A 24969-nucleotide genomic window follows, 5' to 3' on the forward strand; every position below is an offset into this window, starting at 1 on the left:
GCCCCACTCGGTGCGGCGTTTCGCACCACCGCGCGCCCCAAATGCGCAGGTCAGCGCGCTGGGAGCGCTGGTGGAGCGAAGTGGAGGAGAAGTGGAGCGCCGGCGGAGAGCCGGCGGAGAGCCGGCGGGGAGCCGCGTCCGGTCGTGGCCGGGTGCCGCCGGGTGCTGCCGCCGTTCCCACGTCGGCCGCAGGCCGACTCGCCCGATCGGACGCCGTCGCGAGCGCCGCTTCCGGCCGATCTGGCAAGGCGGCGGAGCGAAGCCATGCTGGGCGCACGTCGAGCGACGGCAACGCAGCCAGGCCGAGTCGGAAGTGGCGCGCAGCAGGGGTGCGATTGGGCGAGTCGGCCTAAGGTTGCTCCACCGCAGCGAGGTGGCTGCTGAGAGAGGGAGAACAGCCGTGGAGTCGCCGAGCACCGATGTGGACACCGTCGCGCGCGTCGCCGGCCGGATCCAGGCCAACGTGGAGAAGGTGATCGAGGGCAAGAGCGAGGTGGTCTCGGCCGCGATCGTCGTCCTGCTGGCCGAGGGTCACCTGCTGCTCGAGGACGTCCCCGGCGTCGGCAAGACCATGCTGAGCAAGGCCCTGGCCCGCAGCATCGACTCGACGGTGCGCCGCGTGCAGTTCACCCCGGACCTGCTGCCCTCCGACATCACCGGCGTGTCGGTCTACAACCAGTCGACGCGTGAGTTCGAGTTCCGCCCCGGCGGTGTGTTCGCCAACGTCGTCATCGGCGACGAGATCAACCGCGCCTCCCCCAAGACCCAGTCCGCGCTGCTGGAGTGCATGGCCGAGCGGCAGGTGACCGTCGACAACATCACCTACCACCTCGAGTCGCCGTTCATGGTGATCGCGACCCAGAACCCGGTCGAGATGGAGGGCACCTATCCCCTCCCCGAGGCACAGCGCGACCGGTTCCTGGCCCGGGTCTCGATCGGCTACCCGGTGCCGGCCGCCGAGATCGCCATGCTCGCCAGCCACGGCGCGGTCAACCCCCTCGACGACCTGGAGCCGGTGACCGACAGCGCCGAGATCCGCAAGATGTGCGCGATCGTCAGCCAGGTGCACGTCTCCGACACGGTGCAGCGGTACGCCGTCGCGCTCACCGCCGCCACCCGGCACAGCCCCGAGCTGGTGCTCGGCGCCTCGCCGCGCGCCACGCTCCACCTGGTCCGGGCGGCCAAGGCCCGCGCCGCCCTGCACCGCCGCGACTACGTCCTCCCCGACGACCTGCGCGCCCTGGTCCAGCCGGTGCTCGCCCACCGCCTGCTCCCGAGCGCCGAGGCCGCGATCGGTGGGCGGAACGTCGCGACCATCCTCGAGGGCATCGCGGCCCAGGTCCCGGTGCCCGAGCCGACCTCCTGACGAGCACGCGCGGTCATCCGATGCGCCGGCACCTCTCCTCCCTGACCCTCCGCGGACGCGCGTTCGTCGCGGCGGGGGCGACCGCGGTCGTGTGCGCGGTCGGCTTCGGCCAGCCCGCGCTGACCCGGGTCGGCGTCCTGGTCCTGGCCCTCCCCCTCCTGGCCGCGCTCGTCGTCAGCCGGCGCAAGCACGACCCCATGGTCGCCCGCACGGTGTGGCCGCGGCTGCTCCGCGCCGGCGAGACCGCGCGGATCGACCTCACCATCGCCAGCGACCGCAAGCGCTCGGACGGTGCGCTGCTGGTGGAGGACACGCTCCCCTACGCACTCGGCGGCCGGGCCCGGTTCGTGCTGCAGGGCCTCGGCGGCTCCTGGGAGCGCACGGTGTCCTACCCGGTGCGTTCCGACATCAGGGGCCGGTACGTCGTCGGGCCGGTCGTCGCCCGCCTGGCCGACCCGTTCGGCCTGGTCGAGCGGCGCCGCGCGATCGGCGGGACCGCCCAGCTGACGGTGACCCCGCGCGTCGTACCGCTCCCCTCGATCCCGTTGACCGGCGGCTGGCAGGGCGCCGGCGAGCACCGGCCTCAGGCGTTCGCATCCGGGTCGGCCGAGGACGTGAGCGTGCGTGAGTACCGCCGCGGCGACGACCTGCGCCGCGTGCACTGGCGCAGCTCCGCGCGCATCGGCGAGCTGATGGTGCGCCGCGAGGAGCAGCCGTGGGAGGCGCGCGCCACGGTGCTGCTCGACAACCGGCGCCTCGCCCACCGCGGCCAGGGCCCGGCGTCCAGCCTCGAGGCGGCGGTGATCGCGGCCGCGTCGCTGACCGTGCACCTCGAGCAGCACGGCTACACCGTCCAGCTCTGCACCGCCGACGGGACCGTGGGCTCCGACGGGGCCCTGGAGCACCTCGCCGTGCTGGAGATGACGCACCGCACCACCCTCGACGTGGCCTGGTCCGGCGAGCAGGCCCGCGGTGGCGTCGTGGTCGCCGTGCTCGGCGGCTTCCTCCCCGACGACAACGCGGCGCTGCGCCGGATCCGCCACGACGCGGGCGCCGCGCTGGCGCTCGTGCTCGACGTCGACCAGTGGTCCCCCGCCCGCGCGGGACTCGGCGCCGCCGCGGCGGCCGCCGTCACCTCGCTCGCCTGGCGTGCCACCTCGCTCGGCCCGCGCGACCACCTCGACGCGGCCTGGCGCGAGCTCGGCCGGGCCCCCGTGCGCGGAGGTGCGCGGGCATGACCAGTGCCAGCCCGACGATCACCAACCGACGCGGCCCGTTCGGCCCGGTCCTGCTGCTCGGCGTCGTCGCCGTGCTGACCACGTGGGCGGCGCTGACCGCGTGGCGCGGCTTCGTCGAGATGCCCGGCAGCTACCTGCGCCCCCTCGCCGTCCTCGCCGCGCTGCTCGCCCTGAGCGGTGCCGGACTGCGCTGGTCGGGCGCGCCCCGCTGGCTCACCACCCTGGTCCAGGTCGTGCTCGCCACGGTCTTCGTCACCCACCAGATCACCGGCTCGCTCCTGCCGGTCGGCGCCACCGCCACCGAGATCTGGCAGTCGCTGGAGGCCTCGGTGCGCACGGCCCGGCAGTACGCCGCGCCGATCGGCGACCGGGTCGCTCCGGTCTGGCCGCTGCTCGTCGTCGCCGGCGCCGTGGTCCTCGTCCTCGTCGAGACCCTGGCCTGCACGCTGCGCCGCGTCCCCGCCGCCGGCCTCGGCCTGCTCGCGGTCTACGCCCTGCCCAGCGGCGTGCTCGACGGCGGCCCGGACGCCCTCAGCTTCCTCGGCGCCGCGGGCGGCTTCCTCGTCCTGCTCCACCTCGAGTCGCGCGAGCACCTGCTGCGCTGGGGCCGCACCGTCGGCCCGCAGCAGGACTCGATGTGGCGCGGCAACCCGGTGCGCGAGGCGATGCGGGCCGGTGCCGGACGGATCGGGATCACCGCGACGGCGCTCGCCCTCGTCGTCCCCCTGCTCCTGCCGACGGTCGGCGTCAACGTGCTCGACCTCGGCACCGGCAAGGGCAACGGCGACATCCGGATCCGCAAGCCGATCGCCGACATGCGCCGCGACCTCGAGCGCGGCGAGGACGTGCCGCTCGTGCGGCTGCGCACCGACGACCCGTCGCCGTCGTACCTGCGGATCTCGGTGCTCAACCGCTACACCGGCGACGAGTGGAGCAGCGGCGACCGCGACGTGGCCCGCGACGACCGCGCCGACGGGTCGGTCCCCCTCCCCCGCGGGCTGTCCGAGGACGTACGGCGCACCACCTTCGACTACGACGCGACGGTCAGCGAGCAGCTCGACTCCACCTGGCTGCCCACGCAGTATCCGATCTCCGCCGTCGACGCCCCCGGCGACTGGCGCTACGACCCGTCCACGATGGACTTCCTCGCCGCTGACGACGGCCTCGACACCCGCGGCGTCAGCTACACGATGACCGGCGTCGCCCTGGACTTCGGCACCGACCGCTCGTTCTTCCGCGACTCGCGTACCGGCGACGTGTCCGAGGAGGTCCTCCACGTCCCCAGCACGGTGCCGCCGCTGGTGCGCAACCTGGCCCGCGACGTCACCTCCGGCGCGACCACCGACTACGAGCGCGCCCTGTTGCTGCAGCGGTGGTTCCGCCAGGACGGCGGGTTCACCTACGACCTGCAGAAGGCACCCAAGGGCACCGGCAACCAGACCCTCGAGGGATTCCTGGCCCGCAACGGCCGGGTGGGCTACTGCGAGCAGTTCGCCTCCGCGATGGCCGTGATGGCCCGCGTGCTCGGGATCCCCGCGCGGGTGGCCGTCGGCTTCCTGCAGCCCGACCAGACCGGTACCCACACGTGGGTCTACAGCAGCCACGACCTGCACGCCTGGCCCGAGCTCTACTTCGCCGGCTCGGGTTGGGTGCGCTTCGAGCCCACCCCGTCCGGGCGCGTCCAGGAGGTCCCCGCCTACACCCGGGTCCCCGTCGACGGCGGCAGCGACGACCCGCGCGGCGGGCCGACCAACGCCACGTCGGCCGGCCCCGGCGCCTCCGGCACCGCGGCACCGAGCGCCGGGCCCAACCGCCGCCCCGAGATCGACCGCGACCCCGGCACCGCCACCGGAGCCGACCAGGGCGGCCTTCCGCTGCCGGTGCTGATCGGCGGCGCGGTCGTGCTCGTGCTGCTGCTCGCCGGCATCGCCGCCCTCGGCGGCCCGACCGCGGTGCGGACCCGCGGGCGCCGTACCCGACTCGCGGGCTCGCCCGACGACGTGTGGCGCGAGGTCCGCGCCACCGCGATCGACCTGGGCCTGCCCTGGCCGGCCGGCCGGTCACCCCGCGAGTCCGGCGCCTTCCTGCTCGGCCACCTCGCCACCCCCACCGACCGCCCCGCCGAGCGCCCGCGCACCGGCCCCGAGGCAGCGCCCGAGGCCGCCGACGCCCTGGAGCGGCTGGTCCTCGCCGTCGAGCACGCCCGGTACGCGCGGCCCGGTGCGGTCGCCACGCTCGAGCGGACCTCGGTCGCCGAGGACGGTGCACTGGTCCTCGCGGCCCTGGAGGCCGGGGTCACGCCGCGGGCACGGCGGCGGGCGCGGTGGGTGCCGATGTCGGTCTGGCGGCGTTGACCGGCAGCTCCACGCGAGCGTCCGTCCCGGCGCCGCAGGCGCCGGGACGGACCCTGGACATGAAACAGCCCCCGGGTGAGCGGGGGCTGCGGATGAGGTCCTCGGAGTGTGTCGGCTCAGAAGCCGCCGCGGTCGCGACGGCGGCGCCAGCGGGCCTGGAGGTTGTCCATGAAGCCGGAGGACCGGCCGTGGCCCCGACCGTGACCGCGACCGTGGTGGCCGCGGCGACCGCCGTCGACGACACCGAAGCCGGACGGGTGCGCCGACACGTTCGGAGCGGCTGCTCCCCCGCGCTGGCCGCGGACCGAGCCGAGCAGGATGGTGGCGGAGGCGAGCATGATCAGGAAGCCGGCGACGCCGACGGGCCAGTAGCCGCTGACGGCTCCGCCCATCATCACGGCGATGCCGCCGGCGAAGACCACGCCGGCGAGGATGGCGCGGCGGCGGGCTGCCTGGCGGAGGGTCGTGCCCCGGAGGGTGGACGCGAACTTCGGGTCCTCCTCGCTGAGGGCGCGCTCCATCTGCTCCAGCAGTCGCAACTCCTCTTCCGAGAGTGGCACCGAATCCTCCGACACGTGTGAGGCGGTTCCCCGCCCGATGACTCTTCCTCCAAGTGTAGGCAGGCATCTCCAGCGGTGGTAGGCCGTCCCCCGAAATTGTGCGGTCGGCGTCCGGGGACGGTCCCGACGGGCCACCCGGTCACAGCAGGCTGGCCCGGCGCACGGCGGCGCTGCCGAAGCGGTCGACGGCCCGGTCGACGGCCCGGTCGGCGTCGGGCCAGCCGGGGTCGCGCTCGCCGAGGGCGAGCTGGCGGCTGTCGACGGGCCGGAGCCGGCGTAGGCCCTCGACCCGGACGCCGACCAGGCGGACCGCGAGCGGGCGCGGGCCGCGGGCCTCGAGGAGGCCGTCGAGGAGGGTGACCGCGACGGCGTACACCTCCTGGGTCACGTCGGTCGGCTCCGGCAGGGTGCGCGAGCGCTGGACGGTGGTGAAGTCGGAGAAGCGGACCGTGACCGTGACCGTGCGGCCGGTGCGTCCCGCGCCGCGCACCCGGGCGGCGACCCGGGCGGTCAGCCGGAGCAGCTCGCGACGCAGCTGCGCCCGGTCGCGTACGTCGACCGCCAGCGTGTGCTGCGAGCCCATGCTCCCCTCGGGCTCGCCCTCACCGAAGCCGAAGACCCCGGCACCGCCCGGCACCAGCTCGGTGCGGTCGCTCCCCCACACCAGGGCGTGCAGGTGCCCGCCGAGGTGACGCCCGAGCATCCGCCGGAGCAGGTCGACCTCGATCGCGGCGACGTCGCCGACCGTGATCAGCCCGAGACGGTGCAGGCGCTGACGGGTGGCCTCGCCGACGCCGTAGAGCACGCCCACGTCGAGCGGGTGGACCTCGGCGACGAACCGGTCGGGCGGGATCACCCGGACGCCGTCGGGCTTGGCCTGGCGGCTCGCCAGCTTGGCGACCGAGATGGAGGCCGCGATGCCGACCGAGCAGGTGATGCCGTGCTCGGCGCGGATCCGGGAGCGCAGCCGCTCGGCGATCGCCTCCGGCGGCCCGAACAGCCGGACCGCACCGCGCACGTCGAGGAACGCCTCGTCGAGCGAGGTGACCTCGACCAGCGGAGTGACGGTGCGGAAGGTCTCCATGATCGCCTTCGACACCGGGGTCAGCAGACCGAAGTCGGGCGGCATGGTGACCGCGTCGGGGCACAGCCGGGCGGCCTCGGTGCCGGACATGCCGGAGCGGATGCCGTAGCGGCGGGCCGGGTAGTTGGCGGACAGCACGACCCCGCGGTGCCCGCCGCCCACGACCACCGGGACGTCGTGGAGCTCGGGCCGGTCGCGGATCATCACCGACGCGTAGAACGCGTCCATGTCGACGTGCAGGATCGGGCAGGTGACGCTCACGGCCCGCTCCCGGGCCGTGTGCGACCGGGCTCAGGAGGCGGCGTTCGCCAGGACGTGGAGCTGGGTGGCCAGCGGGAGGTACTCCGGGCGCTGGGCCACCGCGCGCTCCAGGTCGACGAGGGCAGCGGCGGCGCCGGGCTCCTGGTCGACGAGGGCCGCGGGGACCAGGTCGGCGAAGACCCGGACGGCGTGGACGGACACCGCGCCGAAGCCGTGACCGGCGAGCAGGTCGCGTACCTCCTCGACGGTGAACCGGCGACCCGTGCGGGTGTCGACGGGCTGCTGGTCGTCGAGCAGGTCGCGGGCCTGCTGGAAGTGACCCGCCATCGCGCGGGTGATGACAGCGGCGTGCCGCTGGCCGACGACGAGGCTGAGCAGGCCGCCGGGCCGCAGCACCTCGGCGATCCGCTCCAGCGCGAGCGACGGGTCGACCACCTCGAGGACGCCGTGGCACAGCACCACGTCGGCGCTGCCGGCCCCGACGACCTCGACGAGGTCGGCGACGTCGCCCTGCAGCCCGGAGACCTCGAGGTCGACCTCGCGCGCCCGGCGGGCCAGCGCCGCCAGGGCGTCGGGACTGGGGTCGACCACCCGGACCCGGTGGCCCGACTCCGCGAGCCGCACGGCGAAGCCGCCGGTGCCGCCGCCGAGGTCGACGACGTCGCGGGGTCCGCCCGCGAGCGCGGACTCGAGGGCGTCCCACACGACCGCGGTGCGGACCGATCCACGCTGCTCGCGAGAGGCCATGTGCCGAACACTAGTGGTCACCTCAGGATGGCTCGGACAGGCACTCCGTCAGCCGACGGCCAGGCCCGCGAGCTGCTCGCCGAGCGGGACGTGCGGGGTGAGGCCGAGCGCCTGCTCGATGAGGGCGAGGAAGCGGTCGGCGTCGCGGACCAGGTCGTCGGCCTCGCGCTCGGTCGCGGCCCGGGACGACCCGGCCTCGGCCGCCGCGCGCTTGGAGGCGCCCGCGGCGAAGAAGGACGCCCACTCCGCGAGCTCGGGCGCGACCTCGGCGAGAAGCACCCAGGCATTGCGCTGAGCGCGCCGGCGGCCGGCCTCGGGGCGGGCCCGGGCGGCCAGCAGGGCGGCGGCGGCGCGCAGCGCGGCGACGTGGGCGCAGGCATAGCGGGTGGCCACGTCGCGGGCCGCGACCGCCTCGCTCAGCGATTCTGCCGACCGGATCAGGTAGTTGTGGGTGGTCGCCGGCAGGGCGTGCGGGCTGACCGTGAGAGGGGCGGACTGCTGGGCCACGGCGACTTCTCCTCCAGATCTGTTCGAACAGGTGTTCGAATGATCCGACGGTACACCGCAGGTCCGACACTGCTCAAGAGGCAGCGCCGGAGACGGGATGGGCGACCGGGCTCGGCGACCGGGCTCAGCGGCTCGCGAGCCGCACGTACTCCCGGCTCTGCGGGTGCCACAGGAACACCAGGGTCACCGCGCTGATCACGGCGGCGGCGATCGCCATGCCGTCGACCATGGTCGGCGGGTCGGTGCGCACGGTCGCGACCGCGACCACGATCACGCCGGCGACGATCGCGGCCAGCGAGTGACGGGCCCAGTTGTAGCCGACCCGGAAGAGTGCGATGAGCGTGAGGGACAACACGGCCGTGACGCCGTAGAGGACCAGGATCACCGGGACGAACTCCACCGGCTGGACAGTGCTGTCGCCGACCTGCATGGGCGACCAGACGCTGCCGAGGTCCTCGCGCTGGGTGACCACGAGGACGCACACCAGCAACCCGGCCGCGACCAGGGACCACAGCAGCCAGCACGCGATCACGACCGCGGGCGGCCGGGCCGTCACCTCGCCGGGCTGCTCGCCCGGCCGCTCGACCTCCTGAGCGGCCTGCTGCTCGGCGTCGGTCTCGGGCATGGTTCCTCCAGTCCGTGGTGGGGTCGTGCTCGGTAGGGTCACCCCCATGTCGGCCGAGCATCCCTCGATCACCCGGTTCCGCGACGAGCACCAGCGCCGGGGCGGAACCGGCCAGATCGTCATTCTGCCCGACTCGGTCCACACCGCCGCACTGGCCGCCGAGGCCCTGGGGTGCGAGGTGGGGGCGATCGCCAACAGTCTGCTCTTCGATGCCGGCGGCACGCCGGTCCTCATCCTCACCTCCGGCGCCCACCGGGTCGACACCGACCTCGTGCAGGCCGCGATCGGCGGACCGGCGCTGCGGCGCGCGAAGCCCGACTTCGTCCGCCAGCACACCGGACAGGTGATCGGCGGGGTCTCCCCCATCGGCCACCCGGTCCCGGTGCCGACGTACCTCGACCCCTGGCTGCAGCGCCACGAGGTCGTCTGGGCCGCCGCGGGCCACCCGGCGGCGGTCTTCTCGACGACGTACGACGAGCTGCTCGCGCTGACCGGCGCCGAGCCCCTCGACGTGGCCAAGGACTGAGGGCCCACCGGTGGCACGCGTCGTCGTCGTCGGCGGCGGTCTCGGCGGGATGGCCGCGGCCGCCCGGCTGGCCAAGCTCGGCCACGAGGTCGCGCTGCTGGAGGCGTCCGGCCGGCTCGGTGGCGCGCTCGCGCCGGTCGAGCGGGACGGGTACCGGTGGGACGCCGGTCCGACCAGCACGCTGCTGCCCGCCGCCCTGCGCGACCTGTTCCGCAAGTCCGGTCGGCCGCTGGAGAAGGAGCTGGGGTCCGACCTCGAGCCGCTGCCGGTGCTGCGCGAGCACCGGTTCGCGGACCGCACCTCGGTGCTGCTGCCCGGCGGCTCGAGGGCCGACCAGATCGCGGCGTTCGACGCGCTGGGGCACGGACTCGGGGAGAAGTGGGCGACCCACGTCGACGTCTACGGACCGGTGTGGGACGTGCTGCGCCGCCACTACGTCGAGGTCCCGTGGGACCCGCGCACGAAGGGCGCGGTCCCCAAGGAGCTGGACTCGATGTTCGACATCCGCGAGACCCTCCACAAGCGGCTGCGTCACGCGTTCCGCGACGAGCGGCTGGCGCTGGTCGCCGGCCATGCCGCGGTCGCCGAGGGGCACGACCTGCGCAACGTGCCGTCCTGGGTGGGCGTCACCGCCTACCTCGAGCAGTGCTTCGGCGGCTGGCGGGTGCCCGGCGGCATGGGCCGGATCGTCGACCTGCTCACCGCGCGCCTGGAGACCCGTGGCGTGCGGGTCCGCACCGGGCTCGAGGTCGAGGACCTGGTCCTGCGGGAGGGGCGCGTGGTCGCCGTACGAACCGCGGAGGGCGAGGCCGACGCCGACGCCGTCGTGGTCGCGATCGACCCGCGCCGGCTGCCCGTGCTGGCGCCGCACGTCGAGCGGACCATGCCCGCGATCCCGCCGGTCGTCAGCCATGTCGGGCTCGCCGGCGACGTCCCCGACCTGCCGCACGAGCTGGTCATCCACGAGGAGCCGCTGCTGACCGTGCGTCCCGGCGGGCATGCTCCCGACGGCGGCACCGCCTGGACGATCCACGGCCGCGGCAAGATCGCCGAGGACCTCCTCGACGCCCTCGCCCGCCACAAGCTCGACGTGCGCGAGAACGTCGTGACCCGTGTCGACCTGTCGCCGCGCGACCAGGTCGAGCAGTGGCGCGGCTCGCCGATGGGCGTGCTGTGGCAGGGCCGCGGCACCGTCCGTCGCCGGATCGGTCCCGGCACCCCCGTGCCCGGTGTGTACGCCGCCGGCGCCCACACCGCTCCCGGCGCGGGCGTGCCGTTCGTCACCCAGTCGGCCGCGCTGGTCGCCCAGCTGATCGGCCCGGCCTGATCACGCGTGTTCAGACCGTGATCAGACCGTGATCTGCAGCGCCTCGAAGATCTCGAGCGTCGCCTTGGACCGGTTCAGCGTGTAGAAGTGCAGTCCCGGCGCGCCCCCGGCGAGCAGCTCGTCGCACAGCTCGGCGGCGATCCGGATGCCCTCGGCCCGTACGGCGGCCGGGTCGCCGTCGTACGCGCTGATCCGCTCGACCACGTCCTCGGGGACGCTGGTGCCGATCAGCTCGCCCTGGCGGCGGATCGCGGCCAGGTTCAGGATCGGCATGATGCCCGGCAGGATCGGGATGTCGACCCCGCGCGCGCGGACGCGCTCGACCAGGGAGAAGTAGTCGGAGGCGCGGAAGAACATCTGGGTGACCGCGAACTCGGCGCCGGCCCGCGCCTTGGCGACGAGGACGTCGGCGTCGGCGTCGAGCGAGTCCGCCGAGGGGTGGCCCTCGGGGAAGGCGGCGATGCCGACCCGGAAGTCACCGCGCGAGCGGGCCAGCTCGACCAGCTCGACGGCGTAGTTGAGGCCGCCCTCGGTCGGGGTCCAGTCGGCGCGCGGGCCCTCCTGCGGGTCGCCGCGCAGCGCCATCACGTGACTGACGCCCTCGGCGACGTAGGAGTCGAGGATGCCCTCGAGCTCGGCGCGGGTGTGGCCGACACAGGTCAGGTGGGCCATCGGGACCATCGAGGTCTCGCGCGCGATCCGGCCGGTGATGGCGACGGTCTTGTCACGGGTGCTGCCGCCGGCGCCGTACGTCACGGACACGAAGGTCGGGCGGTAGGGCTCGAGCGCCCGGATCGCGTCCCAGAGCTGCGCCTCACCCGCCTCGTCCTTGGGAGGGAAGAACTCGAAGGAGAACGAATGGCCGCCCTCTCGGATGATCTCGCCGAGGGAGCGCCCAGCACCGGTGGTCATGGGCCGCAGTGTAGGTGCGCGGAGCGCGCCGGGGCCGGGCATCTCGCCGATCTCCACAGTCACTAGGCTCACATCCGTGACACAGCAGGCGTGGGACCCGACCCCCTTCCGGACCGAGGTCCAGGCCACCCTGGACGCCTTCCTCGCCGACCAGGCGACCCGGCTCGCACCGCTCGGCGGGGACGCCGCGCGACTGCTGTCGGAGGCGCGCGTCACGGTGTCGGGCGGCAAGCGGTTCCGTGCCGCGTTCTGCCACTGGGGCTACGCGGCGCTGGCCGGCGACCCCACCGGCGCCGACGCGGACGCCGTACGACGTGCCGCCGCCGCCCTCGAGCTGCTCCACGCGAGCGCGCTGGTCCACGACGACCTGATGGACGCCTCCGACACCCGCCGCGGGCGCTCGGCCACCCATCGCACGTTCGAGCGCGCGCACCGGGCCGACGGCTGGCGCGGCGACCCGGAGCAGTACGGCGCCGCGGCGGCGATCCTGCTCGGCGACCTGCTGCTGTCGTGGTCCGACGAGCTCCTGCGCCGCTGCGGCCTGGGCTGGGACCGGGTCGGGCCGGCCCTCGACGTGTTCGACCTGTGCCGCTCGGAGGTGATCGCCGGCCAGTTCCTCGACGTGTCCGTCCAGGCCCGGGGCCGCGCCGACGTCGCCCAGGCGATGACGGTGCTGCGCTACAAGTCCGCGAAGTACTCCATCGAGCGCCCGATCCACGTCGGCGCCGCGCTCGCGGGGGCCGACGCGACCGCGCTGGAGCGGCTCAGCGCGTTCGGGCTGCCGCTCGGCGAGGCGTTCCAGCTGCGCGACGACCTGCTCGGCGTGTTCGGCGACCCGGCCACCACGGGCAAGCCCGCGGGCGACGACCTCGTCGAGGGCAAGCGGACCGTGCTGGTGGCCCTGGCCCTCGACCACGCCTCCCCCGCCGACGCCGCGCGTCTCGACAGCGCCCTCGGCACTGCACTGTCCGACGCCGAGGTCGCCGACCTGCGCGCGATCATCGACGGCTGTGGCGCCCGGGCCGAGGTCGAGTCGATGATCGACGACCTCGCCCGCCAGGCGGTCGACGCGCTGCATCGCGGCCAGGCCGAGTCCGGCTGGGACGCCGAGGCGTGCCGGGTCCTCGAACAGCTGGCCGCCGCGGCGACGCGGCGCGCCCACTGAGCCCGCCGCTCCGGTCCGCCGCTCCCGCGTGAACCAGATCGACCGGCTCCCCGGCCCTCTCCCCACCCGCGTGCTCGCCCTCGACGGGCTGCGCGGCGTGGCCGTGCTCGCCGTCGTCGGCTACCACCTCTTCCCGCACCGGCTGCCCGGCGGGTTCCTGGGCGTCGACATGTTCTTCGTCCTGTCCGGCTTCCTGATCACCGCGGAGCTGGTGCGCGGGGCCGACGGTTCGGGACGGCCCGCCTTCGCACCGTTCTGGGCACGACGGGCCCGCCGGCTCCTGCCGGCGCTGCTCGCGGTCCTGCTGGTGGTGACCGCGGCCACGGGGCTGCTCGGCGGTGCCCTGGAGGTGCGGCTGCGACAGCAGGTGCTCGCGGCGCTGACCTTCAGCAGCAACTGGTACCAGGCCGGCACGCCGGCGTCGTACGCCGACCGCTACGAGGCGCCGGTGCTGCAACACCTGTGGTCGCTGGCCGTCGAGGAGCAGTTCTACCTGGTGTGGCCGGTGCTGCTGTGGCTGCTGCTGGCCCTCACGCGGCCCTTCCGCACGGATCGGCGCGGACAGGTCGTGGCGGTGCTCGCGGTGCTCGGCGTCGCGGCCATGGCCGTCGGCCACCTGGGTGGCGCATCCTTGAACCGGCTCTACTTCGGCACCGACACCCACGGCTTCTCGCTCCTGATCGGTGCGGTCGCCGCGCTGTGGACGGTCGAGGTACGGCTGCGGACGGCGGTCGCGGCGGCGGTCGGCGCGCTGCTCGCCGTCGTGCTCCTGCCCTGGGACGCCTCGCTCACCTATCTCGGCGGTACGGCGGCCGTCGCCGCCGCCACGGCGCTGGTCGTGCTCCATGTGACGGCCGACGCCCAACGGCCCGACTGCGGCCGCTCGCCGGTCGCCATCGTCCTGTCCGCGCCGCTGCTGCGCTGGGCCGGGCGCCGCAGCTACGGGATCTACCTGTGGCACTGGCCGGTGATCGTGGTCCTGCTGCAGGTGGCGCCGGGCGTGCCGCTCGCGGTGGCCGCCGTACCGATCACCCTGGGGCTGGCCGCCCTGTCGTGGCGTCATCTCGAGGAGCCGGTGCAGCGACTCGGCTACCGGGCGTCGGCCCGGCAGGTGGTGGCCCTCGGGCAGCGGACCGGACTGGTCGGCATCGCCGTCAGCACCGTCGTCGCCGCCCTGGTCTCGGCCACCGTCACCGCCGGGATCGGCAACTCCCGCGACCACAGCGCGCTGCAAGTGAGCCTCGACACCGGACAGGCCGCGATCGAGGCGCACCGGAAGGCCACGACGCCAGCGCCGCCCGCGCCGGCAGCCGGTGCGGCACCCGCGGCGTCACCGTGGGCCGCGCCGGCCCCCGGTGACGGCCGCGACCTCACCGTCATCGGCGACTCCGTCACCGTCGCCGCCGCGCCGGCGCTCTTCGACCTGCTGCCCCAGGCCGACGTCCGCGCCCACGTGGGGATGCAGATGGCGAGCCTCGAGGGGCGGATCCGCGGACTGAGCAGGACCGGCGCGCTGCGGCCCGTGGTCGTCATCGCCCTGGGCACGAACGGCGACTTCGCACCCCACCAGCTCACCGACGCCATCGGCGCGGCCGGACCCGGCCACCGGTTCGTCCTGGTCACGGCCAGCGGGCCGCGCTCCTGGATCGGGCCGGCGAACGCCAAGCTGCGCCACTACGCCCGCACCCACGCCGACGCGCGGCTCGCCGACTGGGCGGCGCTGCGCTCCCGGGTGCCGGACTTCGCCGGCGACCGCATCCACCCGGGCCCGCGGGGCGGTGCGGTCCTCGCGCGGCTGATGTCACGCACGGCCGCGTCCTTCTACGCGTCCTGACCCGGCGGCGCCGGCCCGCCGCTTGACCGCGCACAGGCGGCTCCCTACGGTTTCGCGACATGAAGATCATTCGTCTCGGGGCCGTGCTCGGCTCAGCTCTTGCCGCCACCTCCTGCTCGCCGCGTCGCCGGCCACCGCCGCCAGCGGGTCGGTTGACGCCATCGGTGGCGGTGCACGAACCTGGTTCGGCGACGCCGACAACATCGTGATCGTGAGCGACCGGCTCGGGGACTACCACGGTGCCGTCGGCTGGATCGAGATCAAGCAGGCCGACGGTTCCTGGAACCAGCGCCCGGCCACGCGGATCTACGTGGGCGCCGGCGAGGGGTCGTTCCAGAGCATCCCGGTGACCGTCAACCGGGAAGCAGCCGACGTTCGCCTGGTGTCCTGCCTCCAGGACGGCGCGAGCGGCAGTCCCTGGAACTGCAACCGGAAGATCATCAGCGGCAGCTGACGCTCACCCGAGCAGCGGCACGACCTCGGCCGGCCCGGGTCCGCGCAGCAGCACCTCGACGGCCGGGTCGGCAGCGCCGCGGTCCCCCAGGACCTCGACCACGAGCCGGAACCAGCGCGGCTCCGCCCGCGCGAACCCGGACCAGGCGTCCCAGAGCAGCACGGTCGGGCCGGGCAGGTCGCGCAGGCAGTCGTTGAGGGCGTCCAGGTTGGCGCCGTAGTGGTCGGGGAACGCGAGGGCGTCGCCGAGCGCCCTCAGCACGTCGTCGCGGGCATCGAGGCCCACGCCGTCGACGTACCCGAAGCCCCAGCCGGCGTGCTCGGCCGCGTGCCGCACCGAGGCGACGTCGAGCGCCGACTCCCACCGGTGGACGCCGGGCGCGTGCCGCCCGGCGAGCACAGCCGCGAGCCCGCTCATCGCCCCAACCTCATCGCCGAATCCTCTCGAACGACTCGTAGTGGTCCTCTGTCCAGTACAGCTCCCCCTCGTCGCCGGCGATGATCCGCCGGGCGCCGCGGTGGTCGAGGCCGGGGGTCTCGACGGTGTACTCCGCGTAGTAGCCGCGCGGCCGGTCCGGCAGCACGCCCTCGAAGTTGCCGAAGGTGGAGCCGTCCTTGCCGGGATAGGGGAACGGCCCGCCGGCATCGATCAGGTCGACGGTCTCGGCGGCCTCCGGCGGCAGGTCGGCCAGGTCGACGTACGGGAGGCCGTCCTCGTCGCGCGACGCCGCGGCGGTGGGCGTGGCAGCGGCACGCGGTGTCGCGGTGGCGCTCGGGCTCTCGGTCGCGCGCTCCGGATCCGCGGTGTCGTCACCGCCGCGCGACTGCAGCCACCACACCCCGACCAGCAGGACGACGGTGATGACCGACGAGATGACCTTCGTCGTGCGCCGGCTCATGCTCAGAAGGCGAGCGCCTGGGCACGGCGCTTGACCTCGGCGCCGCGGTTCTCCAGCAGCGCGTCGATCGGGCGGCCCGGGAGGTCGGCGTCGAGGAAGATCCAGGCGATGCACTCGCGGTCGTCGTACCCGTTGTCGTGCATCAGGGTGAGCAGGCCGGGCAGGCCCTTCACCGGCTCGCCGTCGACGAGGAACAGGGCGGGGATGCCCTGCTTGATACCGCGACCGGGCTCACCCGGCACCGCGGCGGCCAGCTGGTGCTCGCGCACCATGGTGCGCACCTTCGCGGGCGTGACGCCGATCTGCGCGGCCGCCTCGTCCCAGTCCAGCCACTCCTCGACAAGGGCGGAGAGGTCCTGCTCGGCCAGGGGCTTGTCGCTCATGGAGGCCATCTTCCACGAAACAGGCGGCCAGGATCACACCGGCGTGGCCAGCCGGCGTGTGTGGTGCCGCGCCGTACGATGACTGCTCCGGTCACTTCCCCGGCCGGTCCAGCAGAACATGCACAGGAGGGTCGCTGTGCACGAAGACCAGCGCGCTCGCGGCCACGCCGCGCGACCCGGCGACCCCGCACGCATCCAGGACCACCAGCACGGGCGCCTGCTCGACGGCCGCTACCGGATCGGCATCCGGATCGCCCGCGGTGGCATGGCCAGCGTCTACGAGGCCGTCGACACCCGGCTGGACCGCACCGTGGCCGTCAAGATCATGCACCCCGGCCTCGGCGACTCCACGACCCAGGACGACGACTCGTTCGCCCGCCGCTTCGTCAGCGAGGCCAAGGCGGCGGCGCGGATCTCGCACCCGAACGTCGTGGCCGTCTTCGACCAGGGGCGCGACGAGAGCGACGGGACCGTCTACCTCGTCATGGAGTACGTCCCGGGGCACACCCTGCGCGACACGGTGACCAAGGACGCCCCGATGTCACCCGAGCGGGCGCTGGCGCTGCTCGACCCGGTGCTCTCGGCCCTCGGGGCCGCCCATCGCGCGGGCCTGATCCACCGCGACGTGAAGCCCGAGAACGTCCTGATCGCCACGGATCCGAGTTCCGGGGCGAGCCGGATCAAGGTCGCCGACTTCGGCCTGGCCAAGGCGGTCAGCGCCGACACCCAGCACACCGCGACCAACGGCGTGCTGATCGGCACCGTCTCCTACCTCGCCCCCGAGCTGGTCGTCGAGCAGCGGGCCGACGCCCGCGCCGACGTGTACGCCGTCGGCGTGATCCTGTTCGAGCTGCTGACCGGCACCAAGCCCCACACGGGCGAGACGCCGATCGCGGTGGCCTACCGCCACGTCCACGAGGACGTCCCGCTCCCGTCGAGCGTCGTACCCGGCATCCCCGACTACGTCGACGCGCTCACCGCACGGGCCACCACCCGCGACCCCAGCCTGCGCCCGGCGGACGCCACGGTGCTGCTGCACCACGTGCGCCGCGTCGTCCAGGCGCTGCACGACGGCCTGCGCTCCGACCCCGAGCTGGTCGCCGACCTGCTGCCCGCCGCCCGCGCGGGCGCTCCCGCCGAGGCGCCGGCCGGCGTCGACGGCGACACGACGCCGGAGCCGGTCAGCTCGCTGTGGGACGGCATGCCGGACCTGGTCACGCCCGACCACGAGCGCACCTCGGTCATCGTCGACCGGCCGCAGCCGGCCGTGCCGGTGCCCCCGAGGCCCCCGGCCCCGCCGAAGGCGGCCCGGCCCCCGCGCCAGCGCAAGCCCGGACGGGCCAAGCGGATCGCGATCGCGCTGGTGCTGGTCCTGCTCGCCGGTGCGCTCGGCGGCACCGGCTGGTGGGTCGGCTGGGGCCGCTACACGACGACCCCCGGCGTGATCGGGCTGGAGCAGGCCGCCGCGGCGGCGAAGCTCGACAAGGCCGGGCTCGGCGCCGAGGTCAAGGAGGTCTACTCCGAGAGCGTCGCCAAGGGCGTGGTCGTCTCGACCGACCCGCGCCCGGGAGCCAGGATCCTGCCCGACGGCGAGGTGACCCTGACCGTCTCGCGCGGCAAGGAGCGCTACGACGTCCCTGACCTCACCGGCAAGACCGTCGCCGAGGCGGAGGCGGCCCTCGCCGAGGTGAAGTTCGTCCCCGCCCAGCCGGTCGAGGAGTGGTCCGAGACCGTGGAGGCCGGCCGCGTGATCCGCTCCACCCCGGCGTTCGGGACGCCCGAGGCACAACGACTGCCCGTCGGCACCTCGGTCACCCTCGTCGTGTCCAAGGGCCGCAAGCCGCTCAAGGTCCGCAGCTTCGTCGGCAAGGACGCCGACAAGGCGAAGCAGGTGCTGGGCAAGAAGGGACTCGACGTCCAGGTCGTTGACGAGAAGTACAGCGACGACGTCGCCGAGGGCCGCGTGATCAGCCAGACCCCCGAGACCGGCACCCTGTTCAAGGGCGACAAGGTCGAGCTGGTCGTCTCGAAGGGCCCGGAGCTGGTCCTGGTGCCTGCGGTGCGGCTCAAGTCGACCGACGACGCGATCGCCCTGCTCGAGGACCTCGGCCTCGTCGTGCGGGTCGAGCACGCCGACATCTACATCAACGGCTCCGTCGCGTGGAGCACGGCTCCCGGCGGCGGGACCAAGGTGCGCAAGGGCAGCACGGTCGTCCTCTATGTCGTCTGACCCCTCCGCGGTCAACGGCAGCACCTCTCGTCGTACCGCCCTCCTGGCGACGCTCGCCCTGCTCGCCATGACGGCGTGCTGGGGCTCGACCTTCTTCCTGATCAAGGACCTGCTCGAGCGGGTGCCGACCGTCGACTTCCTGGCCGTGCGCTTCCTGATCGCCGGGGGCGCCATGCTGCTCATCGCGCCGCGGGCGGTGGCACGGCTCCCGCCCGACGTACGCCGCCGGGCGCTCGTGCTCGGCGCTCTCTACGGCGTCGGCCAGATCCTGCAGACCGCGGGACTCGCGCACACGCCGGCCAGCGTGTCCGGCTTCATCACGGGCCTGTACGTCGTCGCGACGCCGCTGTTCGCCGCCGTGGTGCTGAAGTCCCGGATCACCCCGGCCACCTGGGGCGCGGTCGTGCTCGCCACCACCGGGCTCGGCGTGCTCACGCTCGACGGCTTCTCGATCGGGTACGGCGAGGCGATCACCCTGGTCGCCGCCCTGCTGTACGCCGCGCACATCGTCGCCCTCGGCGCCTGGTCCCGCCCGGCCGACGCGCTGGGCATGTCGATCCTGCAGATCCTGGTCATCGCCGCGATCTGCCTGGTCGCGGCGCTGGTCTCCGGCGAGCCGGGCATCGTGCTGCCCGAGCGCGGAACCGACTGGCTGAACCTGGTCTACATGGCGCTGTTCGCCGGCGCCGCGGCGCTGCTCGCGCAGACCTGGGCGCAGGCCCACCTGCCGGCGACGCGCAGCGCGATCATCATGAGCATGGAGCCGGTGTTCGCTGCGTTCTTCGCCGTGCTGCTCGGCGGCGAGTCGCTGACCGTGCGGATGCTCGGCGGCGGCCTGCTGGTGCTCGCCGCGATGCTCGTCGTCGAACTGGTCCCCCGCCGCCACGTCGAGGGCGAGGTCACCCACCTCGCGGTGTGAGCGGACGAGGGGGTGGTCAAGCCGGCCGGGCAGGCGCACCATGGGCAGTGGGGGAACCCAACCCACGGGAGTCACCATGGCCGGTCACATCATCCACGTGCACAGCACCATCCCCGCCCCGCCGGCGCAGGTGTGGGACGTCATCACCGACGTCGCCCACGCCCCCGACGTGCTGCGCAGCGTCAGCGAGAGCGAGGTGCTCACCGAGGGCGGGTACGACGTCGGCACCACCTGGCGCGAGCGCCGGACCCTGTTCGGCCACCACGGACCCGAGCAGATCCAGGTCGTCGAGTCCGAGCCGGAGCGCCGTACCGTCGTCGAGGCGGAGGTCGGCAACGACATCATCCGCACCGCCTACCGCCTCACCCCGTCCGGGCCGGAGGCGACCGGCACCAGGCTGGCGATGACCACGACGGTCGAGATGAGCCACCGCTCGGCGCTCTCGCGGGCGATGTGGGCGATGTTCGGCGGCTTCAGCTACGACCGCACCCGCAAGGTGCTCGAGCACGACCTGGAGGACATCGAGGCGGAGGCCTGCCGACGCGCGCTCGCGGGCTGAGCCTGGATCCACCGGTGGGTGGCGCGTAGTAGCCAGCCACCGGTGGATCCAGGCTGAGTGCACACCTGATGACCGGTTCTGACACCTCACCAGTTCGTCGGGGTACGGTGAGCCCCGCGATGACCACCCCGACGCACTGCACCAGCTGCGGGCACGAGCTCGGGGTCGGCCGGTTCTGCACGAACTGCGGACAGCCCGTTCCCGGCCGGCACCCGGAGGCGGCGCCCGCCACGAGCGCGCCCGTCGTACCCCCGCCGACCGGCCAGCTGCCGCCCGCGGCCCGCTATCCGCTGTACGCCGACGCCCCGACCGCGCCCCCCGGACCGTCCGGTCCGCCCCCGGCGGCGCCGCCGGCCGCGGTGACCCAGGTGGCCGTGCCGGCGCCTCCGTCCGTCCCGTCGGCGCAGGGACCGGCGCCCCGCGAGCGCTCGGGCACGCCGTGGCTGCCCTGGCTGCTCGGCGTCGTGGTCCTCGCGCTGGTCGCCGGGATCGGCGCCTACCTGCTGGTCAGCGCCGGTGGTGACGGTGACGGCGACGCCACGGACGGGTCGGGCCAGGAGCAGCGCACCGACGACGCCGACCCGACCACGCCGCAGAGCCCCGACGGATCCGACGAGCCGCTGCCCGACAGCACGGGCACGGGCGGGCCGGTCGAGCCGCCGGCGACGGCCGACCTGCGCGACCTGACCGGGACCGCGAAGGCCGAGGTCCCCGCCACCGCGCCCGCCTCACGCGACCGGCAGAACCGCCCGGTCACCTACGACGCCGGCAACATGCTCGACGGCAAGCCCCGCACGGCCTGGCGGATGCCCGGCGACGGGACGGGCGCGACGCTCGTCTTCGACCTCGGCAAGGAGATCGTGCTCACCGAGGTGGGCCTGGTCAACGGCTACGCCAAGGTCGACGGCGGCGACAACTGGTACCGCGGCAACCGGCGGATCCGCGCCGTGCAGTGGGAGTTCGACGACGGCACCCGGATCACCCAGGAGCTCGGCGACCGGCAGAGCGTGCAGCTGCAGCCGGTCGGACCGGTGGCGACCACGAGGGTGGTGCTCCACCTCGTCGAGGTGAGCGCGCCCGGCAAGGGCCCGAACGGCCGCGACTTCACCGCGATCAGCGACGTCCGCTTCCGCGGCGCTCCCGCGTAACGTCCGTCCTCGCCCGAGGCCTCGGACTACTCGACGACCAGTCCGGCGAGCACCTTCGCGGCCAGCTCGACGTCGTCGCGGCCCACGTCGAGGTGCGTGACCAGCCGGATGGTGCGCGCACCGACGGCGCCGACGAGGACGCCGGCCTCCCGGGCCCGGGCGACGTACGCCGGGGCGTCGGCGACGTCGAAGGCCACGATGTTGGTGTCGACGCCGGCCGGGTCGGCCCCGACGGCCTCGGCGAGCAGCCGCGCGTGGGCGTGGTCGTCGGCGAGCCGCTCGACGTGGTGGTCGAGGGCGTGCAGGCCGGCGGCCGCGAGGATGCCGACCTGGCGCATGCCGGCGCCGAGCCGCTTGCGGCGTACCCGTGCCTGCGCCGTCCGCTCGGCACTGCCGAGCAGCAGCGAGCCGGCCGGTGCACCGAGGCCCTTGGACAGGCAGACCGCCATCACGTCGGCGACCCGACCGTAGTCGCGCAGCGGGGTGCCGGTCGCGACGTGGGCGTTCCAGATCCGGGCGCCGTCGAGGTGGACCGCGACGCCGCGCTCGTCGGCGAACGCCCGCAGCGCCTGCAGGTCGGCGAGCGGGAGCACCGCTCCCCCGGCGAAGTTGTGGGTGTTCTCCACCGAGAGCGCGGCGGTCTGCACGAAGTACGGCCCCAGGTCGGGCGCGAACAGCTCCCCGAGCGCGGCGAGATCGACCTGGCCTCGTGGGTGCGACCAGGTGCGCATGGTCAGGCCGGACACGGCACCGTGGGCGCCGAGCTCGGCCCGCGCGATGTGGGCGCGTGCCTCACAGAGCACCTCCTGGCCGGGTGCCACGACGGCCGCGACCGCGAGCACGTTGGCCAGCGAGCCGGTCGGCGTCCACAGCGCGGCCTCGCGGCCGAACAGCTCGGCCACCCGCTCCTCGAGGGCGCGGACGGTCGGGTCCTCGCCGTAGACGTCGTCGCCGACCTCGGCCGCCGCCATGGCGGCGCGCATCGCCTCCGTCGGCCGGGTGACCGTGTCGGAGCGGAGGTCGATCACGAGCGCAGCATGCCCGCGACCTGGAAGGCCAGCTCCAGCGACTGCACCCGGTTGAGGCGCGGGTCGACGACCGACTCGTAGCGGTGGGCCAGGCCCTGCTCGTCGAGCTCCTCGCCGCCGCCGACGATCTCGGTGACGTCGTCGCCGGTGTTCTCGACGAGGATGCCGGCCGGGACCGTACCGAGCGCGCGGTGCACGTCGAAGAAGCCCTGCACCTCGTCGAGGACGTCCTCGAAGCGGCGGGTCTTGTAGCCGTTGGACGCCTCGAAGGTGTTGCCGTGCATGGCGTCGCACACCCAGGCCACGTCGACGCCCTCGGCGGTGACCTTCTCGACCAGCGCCGGCAGGCCGTCGCGGATCTTGCCCGCGCCGAAGCGGGTGATGAAGGTCAGCCGGCCCGGCTCGTTGGTCGGGTTGAGCTTCGCGGCGAGGGCGAGCGCGTCGTCGGCGGTCGCCGTCGGGCCGAGCTTGCAGCCGATCGGGTTGCTGATGTGGCGGAAGTACTCGACATGCGCACCCTCGAGCTGGCGGGTGCGCTCGCCGATCCACACCATGTGGCCCGAGACGTTGTAGGGCTTCTCGGTGCGCGAGTCGATGCGGGTCATGGCGTGCTCGTACTCGAGCAGGAGCGCCTCGTGGGAGGAGTAGAAGTCGACCCGGTGGAACTCCTCCGGGTCGGCGCCGATCGCCTTCATGAAGGTCAGCGCACGGTCGATCTCGGCGGCCATCGCCTCGTAGTGCTGGCCCACGGGGCTGTTGCGGACGAACTCGGAGTTCCAGGTGTGCACCTGGCGCAGGTCGGCGTAGCCACCCGTCGTGAAGGCGCGCACGAGGTTCAGCGTGGACGCCGACGCGTGGTAGACGTCGAGCAGGCGCTGCGGGTCGGGACGGCGCGACTCGGGGGTGAACTCGAAGCCGTTGACCGCGTCGCCGCGGTAGGCCGGCAGGGTGACCTCGCCACGGGTCTCGGTGTCCGACGAGCGAGGCTTGGCGTACTGGCCCGCGAGGCGCCCGACCTTGACGACCGGCACCGACGCGGCGTAGGTCAGCACGACAGCCATCTGCAGCAGCACCCGCAGCTTGTTGCGGGTGTTGTCGGCGGTGGCGTCGACGAAGGTCTCGGCGCAGTCGCCGCCCTGGAGCAGGAAGGCCTCGCCGCGGCTGGCCGCCGCGATCTTGGCCTTCAGCTCGTCGCACTCGCCCGCAAACACCAGCGGGGGCAGCGTGCGCAGTCGCTCGACGGTCGCGGCCAGGGCCGCGGGGTCGTCGTACGACGGCTGCTGCTTCGCTCCGATGGCGTGCAACTGCTCGAGGGACGGAAGGCTGCTCACCTCCCAATCGTACCCACCGCTCAGTCGTCGGTCGGATCGACGTCCATGTGCTCGATGTCGGCGAAGTGACCGCCCTCGGGCTTGTAGAAGAGCCGGGTCAGCAACCAGAGCACGACACCGAGGCCGAGCAGGCCCGCGGCGATCTTGTACTGGATCATGTCGGCCTCCAGCCGGGCCCACGGTCCGAGCAGGTAGGCGCACAGGATCGCACCCAGGACGGGCACCACCGTCGGCGCCCGGAATGCGTGCGGCCGACGGGGCTCGCGACGCAGGACCAGGCAGGCGATGTTGACGATGGTGAAGACCGCGAGGAGCAGCAGCGCGGTCGTACCGGACAGCGAGCCGACGATGGTGCTCTCGGAGCCGAGCCGGACGTAGGTGATCAGGCCGAGGGCGAGCAGGGTGGTGAAGCCGATGGCGACGTACGGCGAGCGGCGGCCCGGCAGGACCTTGCCGAGCACCGGCGGCAGCACGTGCTGCTGGGCCATGCCGTAGATCAGCCGGCTGGCCATCAGCATGTTGATCAGCGCGGTGTTGGCCACCGCGAACACCGTCATGAACGGGAAGAAGTCGTCGATCGGCAGGTCCGGGGCACCGAGCTTGACGACGTCGATGAGGATGCCCGCCTCGGCGTTGGTCGGCGCACCGATCTTGTCGGTGGGGATCACCGCCACGACGGAGACCGCGACGAGCATGTAGATGACGACCGCGATGCCGAGGCCGGTGAGCATCATCCGCGGGAAGATCCGCTCCGGGTCCTTGGTCTCCTCGACCATGTTGACCGAGTCCTCGAAGCCGACCATCGAGAAGAACGCGATCGCGGTCGCGACCGTGACGGCCATGAAAAGGCCCTTGTCGTCCGGGCTCTCGAAGACGGTGATCCGGTCGAGGTTGCCGTCACCCTTGCCGATCACGTAGATGCCGATGCCGATCACGATCGCCAGGGCCGACATCTCGACGAGGGTGAGCACGACGTTGAACTTCACGCTCTCGCCCACGCCGCGCAGGTTGATCAGCGCGAGCAGCACCATGAACGCCAGCGCCACCGTCAGCACCAGCCCGTTGCCCGGTGCGTCGTTGCCGAGCCCGATCAGCAGGTTGGAGGCCAGCAGGCCCGAGGACGTCGAGGCGCTGGTGATCCCGGAGCAGACCACGGTGAAGGCCACCAGGAAGGTGACGAAGTGGATGCCGAACGCCTTGTGGGCGTAGAGCGCGGCGCCCGCCGCCTGCGGGTACTTCGTGACCAGCTCGAGGTAGGAGAAGGCGGTCAGCGTCGCGATCGCGAACGCCACCAGGAACGGCAGCCAGGCGATCCCGCCGACCTGTCCGGCAAGGCGCCCGGTGACGGCGTACACGCCCGCACCGAGGATGTCGCCGACGATGAACAGCAGCAGCAGGCCGGGGCCGAGGACCCGCTTCAGCTCCGGTTGTCCCTGCTGTCCTGGCGTCGCGGCGCCGGTGGTCTGCGTCGTCATGGGTGCCGTCCCTTCCCGAGGTTGGAGGTACTCCGTAG

General features: G+C 73.8%; 24 protein-coding genes. 12 read left to right on the top strand and 12 right to left on the bottom strand.

All coding sequences use genetic code 11. From position 1 onward, the window contains the following. The first annotated feature begins 400 nt into the window (after positions 1-400). From QI633_RS15520 to QI633_RS15530, 3 genes are read left to right on the top strand one after another with little or no spacing between them, the layout of a single operon-like run. Positions 401-1366: a MoxR family ATPase gene (locus QI633_RS15520; protein WP_141798371.1), complete on the top strand. Its 966-nt coding sequence runs from the start codon at positions 401-403 to the stop codon at positions 1364-1366. Positions 1367-1386: 20 nt separating this feature from the next. Beyond that, positions 1387-2604, top strand: coding sequence for a DUF58 domain-containing protein (locus QI633_RS15525; protein WP_282426288.1), 1218 nt, complete (start codon positions 1387-1389; stop codon positions 2602-2604). After that, the gene (locus QI633_RS15530) at positions 2601-4958 is read left to right on the top strand and encodes a DUF3488 and transglutaminase-like domain-containing protein (protein WP_282426289.1); all 2358 of its coding nucleotides are present in this window, start codon (positions 2601-2603) and stop codon (positions 4956-4958) included. The genes QI633_RS15525 and QI633_RS15530 overlap by 4 nt, the downstream gene beginning before the upstream one ends. 116 nt (positions 4959-5074) lie before the next feature. Here the strand turns inward: QI633_RS15530 and QI633_RS15535 are convergent, their stop codons facing one another. The 5 genes from QI633_RS15535 to QI633_RS15555 all read right to left on the bottom strand — a co-directional run bounded on the left by QI633_RS15535 (position 5075) and on the right by QI633_RS15555 (position 8742). Beyond that, positions 5075-5518 (bottom strand): DUF3040 domain-containing protein, encoded by a 444-nt coding sequence (locus tag QI633_RS15535; RefSeq protein ID WP_141798368.1) that lies wholly within the window; start codon positions 5516-5518, stop codon positions 5075-5077. A gap of 139 nt (positions 5519-5657) precedes the next feature. Continuing rightward, complete coding sequence (gene dinB, locus QI633_RS15540) at positions 5658-6863, bottom strand: DNA polymerase IV (RefSeq protein ID WP_282426290.1); 1206 nt, start codon at positions 6861-6863, stop codon at positions 5658-5660. Positions 6864-6893: 30 nt separating this feature from the next. Continuing rightward, the gene (locus QI633_RS15545; protein WP_141798367.1) at positions 6894-7610 is read right to left on the bottom strand and encodes a methyltransferase domain-containing protein; all 717 of its coding nucleotides are present in this window, start codon (positions 7608-7610) and stop codon (positions 6894-6896) included. A gap of 48 nt (positions 7611-7658) precedes the next feature. Continuing rightward, positions 7659-8117, bottom strand: a complete 459-nt coding sequence (locus QI633_RS15550; protein ID WP_282426291.1) for an SAV_6107 family HEPN domain-containing protein — start codon at positions 8115-8117, stop codon at positions 7659-7661. 124 nt (positions 8118-8241) lie between these two features. Then, positions 8242-8742: a hypothetical protein gene (locus tag QI633_RS15555; RefSeq protein ID WP_282426292.1), complete on the bottom strand. Its 501-nt coding sequence runs from the start codon at positions 8740-8742 to the stop codon at positions 8242-8244. Between the two features lie 46 nt (positions 8743-8788). On the opposite strand from QI633_RS15555, the gene QI633_RS15560 reads away from it, so the two are divergent. Further along, positions 8789-9268, top strand: a complete 480-nt coding sequence (locus QI633_RS15560; RefSeq protein ID WP_141798364.1) for a YbaK/EbsC family protein — start codon at positions 8789-8791, stop codon at positions 9266-9268. 10 nt (positions 9269-9278) lie between these two features. Beyond that, the gene (locus tag QI633_RS15565) at positions 9279-10595 is read left to right on the top strand and encodes an FAD-dependent oxidoreductase (protein WP_282426293.1); all 1317 of its coding nucleotides are present in this window, start codon (positions 9279-9281) and stop codon (positions 10593-10595) included. Between the two features lie 21 nt (positions 10596-10616). Here the strand turns inward: QI633_RS15565 and metF are convergent, their stop codons facing one another. Then, positions 10617-11507 carry a methylenetetrahydrofolate reductase [NAD(P)H] gene (metF, locus tag QI633_RS15570; protein ID WP_141798362.1) on the bottom strand — a complete coding sequence of 297 codons (891 nt, stop codon included), beginning with the start codon at positions 11505-11507 and terminating at the stop codon, positions 10617-10619. Positions 11508-11583: 76 nt separating this feature from the next. Here metF and QI633_RS15575 point away from each other — a divergent pair, with 76 nt between their 5' ends. The 3 genes from QI633_RS15575 to QI633_RS15585 all read left to right on the top strand — a co-directional run bounded on the left by QI633_RS15575 (position 11584) and on the right by QI633_RS15585 (position 14960). After that, positions 11584-12672: a polyprenyl synthetase family protein gene (locus QI633_RS15575; RefSeq protein ID WP_282426294.1), complete on the top strand. Its 1089-nt coding sequence runs from the start codon at positions 11584-11586 to the stop codon at positions 12670-12672. A 28-nt stretch (positions 12673-12700) separates the two neighbouring features. After that, on the top strand, positions 12701-14506 hold the full coding sequence (locus tag QI633_RS15580; RefSeq protein WP_282426295.1) for an acyltransferase family protein: 1806 nt from the start codon (positions 12701-12703) through the stop codon (positions 14504-14506). 211 nt (positions 14507-14717) lie between these two features. Beyond that, entirely contained in the window at positions 14718-14960 is a 243-nt protein-coding gene (locus QI633_RS15585) for a hypothetical protein (protein ID WP_282426296.1), read from the top strand. A 3-nt stretch (positions 14961-14963) separates the two neighbouring features. On the opposite strand, the gene QI633_RS15590 is transcribed toward QI633_RS15585, so the two are convergent. Genes QI633_RS15590 through QI633_RS15600 form a run of 3 tightly spaced genes read right to left on the bottom strand, consistent with a single transcriptional unit; the run spans position 14964 to position 16241 of the window. After that, positions 14964-15377 carry a barstar family protein gene (locus QI633_RS15590; protein WP_282426297.1) on the bottom strand — a complete coding sequence of 138 codons (414 nt, stop codon included), beginning with the start codon at positions 15375-15377 and terminating at the stop codon, positions 14964-14966. A gap of 10 nt (positions 15378-15387) precedes the next feature. Next, positions 15388-15858, bottom strand: a complete 471-nt coding sequence (locus QI633_RS15595; RefSeq protein ID WP_282426298.1) for a ribonuclease domain-containing protein — start codon at positions 15856-15858, stop codon at positions 15388-15390. A 2-nt stretch (positions 15859-15860) separates the two neighbouring features. Next, positions 15861-16241, bottom strand: coding sequence for an Rv2175c family DNA-binding protein (locus QI633_RS15600; protein WP_141798356.1), 381 nt, complete (start codon positions 16239-16241; stop codon positions 15861-15863). Between the two features lie 136 nt (positions 16242-16377). On the opposite strand from QI633_RS15600, the gene pknB reads away from it, so the two are divergent. The 4 genes from pknB to QI633_RS15620 all read left to right on the top strand — a co-directional run bounded on the left by pknB (position 16378) and on the right by QI633_RS15620 (position 21097). Then, on the top strand, positions 16378-18471 hold the full coding sequence (gene pknB, locus QI633_RS15605; RefSeq protein ID WP_260805928.1) for a Stk1 family PASTA domain-containing Ser/Thr kinase: 2094 nt from the start codon (positions 16378-16380) through the stop codon (positions 18469-18471). Further along, positions 18461-19390: a DMT family transporter gene (locus tag QI633_RS15610; RefSeq protein ID WP_282426299.1), complete on the top strand. Its 930-nt coding sequence runs from the start codon at positions 18461-18463 to the stop codon at positions 19388-19390. Before pknB ends, QI633_RS15610 begins: the two co-directional genes overlap by 11 nt. A gap of 76 nt (positions 19391-19466) precedes the next feature. Further along, positions 19467-19949: an SRPBCC family protein gene (locus QI633_RS15615; RefSeq protein WP_160158223.1), complete on the top strand. Its 483-nt coding sequence runs from the start codon at positions 19467-19469 to the stop codon at positions 19947-19949. A 119-nt stretch (positions 19950-20068) separates the two neighbouring features. After that, entirely contained in the window at positions 20069-21097 is a 1029-nt protein-coding gene (locus tag QI633_RS15620) for a hypothetical protein (RefSeq protein ID WP_282426300.1), read from the top strand. 26 nt (positions 21098-21123) lie between these two features. Here the strand turns inward: QI633_RS15620 and QI633_RS15625 are convergent, their stop codons facing one another. The 3 genes from QI633_RS15625 to QI633_RS15635 are packed head-to-tail and all read right to left on the bottom strand — an operon-like array spanning position 21124 to position 24931. Continuing rightward, positions 21124-22125 carry a GntG family PLP-dependent aldolase gene (locus QI633_RS15625; protein ID WP_282426301.1) on the bottom strand — a complete coding sequence of 334 codons (1002 nt, stop codon included), beginning with the start codon at positions 22123-22125 and terminating at the stop codon, positions 21124-21126. Continuing rightward, complete coding sequence (locus tag QI633_RS15630; RefSeq protein ID WP_141798351.1) at positions 22122-23456, bottom strand: 3-deoxy-7-phosphoheptulonate synthase class II; 1335 nt, start codon at positions 23454-23456, stop codon at positions 22122-22124. The genes QI633_RS15625 and QI633_RS15630 overlap by 4 nt, the downstream gene beginning before the upstream one ends. Positions 23457-23476: 20 nt before the next feature. Further along, a complete protein-coding gene (locus QI633_RS15635; RefSeq protein ID WP_141798350.1) occupies positions 23477-24931 on the bottom strand; it encodes an APC family permease in 1455 nt (484 codons plus the stop codon). Between the last annotated feature and the right edge of the window lie 38 nt (positions 24932-24969).

The organism is Nocardioides sp. QY071 (assembly GCF_029961765.1).
In the GTDB taxonomy this organism is placed as follows: domain Bacteria; phylum Actinomycetota; class Actinomycetes; order Propionibacteriales; family Nocardioidaceae; genus Nocardioides.

Bases quoted from the DNA above. Each gene is read 5' to 3' on its own strand.
- QI633_RS15525 (WP_282426288.1), top strand. From the start codon at position 1,387: ATGCGCCGGCACCTCTCCTCCCTGACCCTCCGCGGACGCGCGTTCGTC.
- QI633_RS15530 (WP_282426289.1), top strand. From the start codon at position 2,601: ATGACCAGTGCCAGCCCGACGATCACCAACCGACGCGGCCCGTTCGGC.
- QI633_RS15545 (WP_141798367.1), bottom strand. From the start codon at position 7,610: ATGGCCTCTCGCGAGCAGCGTGGATCGGTCCGCACCGCGGTCGTGTGG.
- QI633_RS15555 (WP_282426292.1), bottom strand. From the start codon at position 8,742: ATGCCCGAGACCGACGCCGAGCAGCAGGCCGCTCAGGAGGTCGAGCGG.
- QI633_RS15560 (WP_141798364.1), top strand. From the start codon at position 8,789: ATGTCGGCCGAGCATCCCTCGATCACCCGGTTCCGCGACGAGCACCAG.
- metF (WP_141798362.1), bottom strand. From the start codon at position 11,507: ATGACCACCGGTGCTGGGCGCTCCCTCGGCGAGATCATCCGAGAGGGC.
- QI633_RS15590 (WP_282426297.1), bottom strand. From the start codon at position 15,377: ATGAGCGGGCTCGCGGCTGTGCTCGCCGGGCGGCACGCGCCCGGCGTC.
- QI633_RS15595 (WP_282426298.1), bottom strand. From the start codon at position 15,858: ATGAGCCGGCGCACGACGAAGGTCATCTCGTCGGTCATCACCGTCGTC.
- QI633_RS15600 (WP_141798356.1), bottom strand. From the start codon at position 16,241: ATGAGCGACAAGCCCCTGGCCGAGCAGGACCTCTCCGCCCTTGTCGAG.
- QI633_RS15610 (WP_282426299.1), top strand. From the start codon at position 18,461: ATGTCGTCTGACCCCTCCGCGGTCAACGGCAGCACCTCTCGTCGTACC.
- QI633_RS15615 (WP_160158223.1), top strand. From the start codon at position 19,467: ATGGCCGGTCACATCATCCACGTGCACAGCACCATCCCCGCCCCGCCG.
- QI633_RS15620 (WP_282426300.1), top strand. From the start codon at position 20,069: ATGACCACCCCGACGCACTGCACCAGCTGCGGGCACGAGCTCGGGGTC.
- QI633_RS15635 (WP_141798350.1), bottom strand. From the start codon at position 24,931: ATGACGACGCAGACCACCGGCGCCGCGACGCCAGGACAGCAGGGACAA.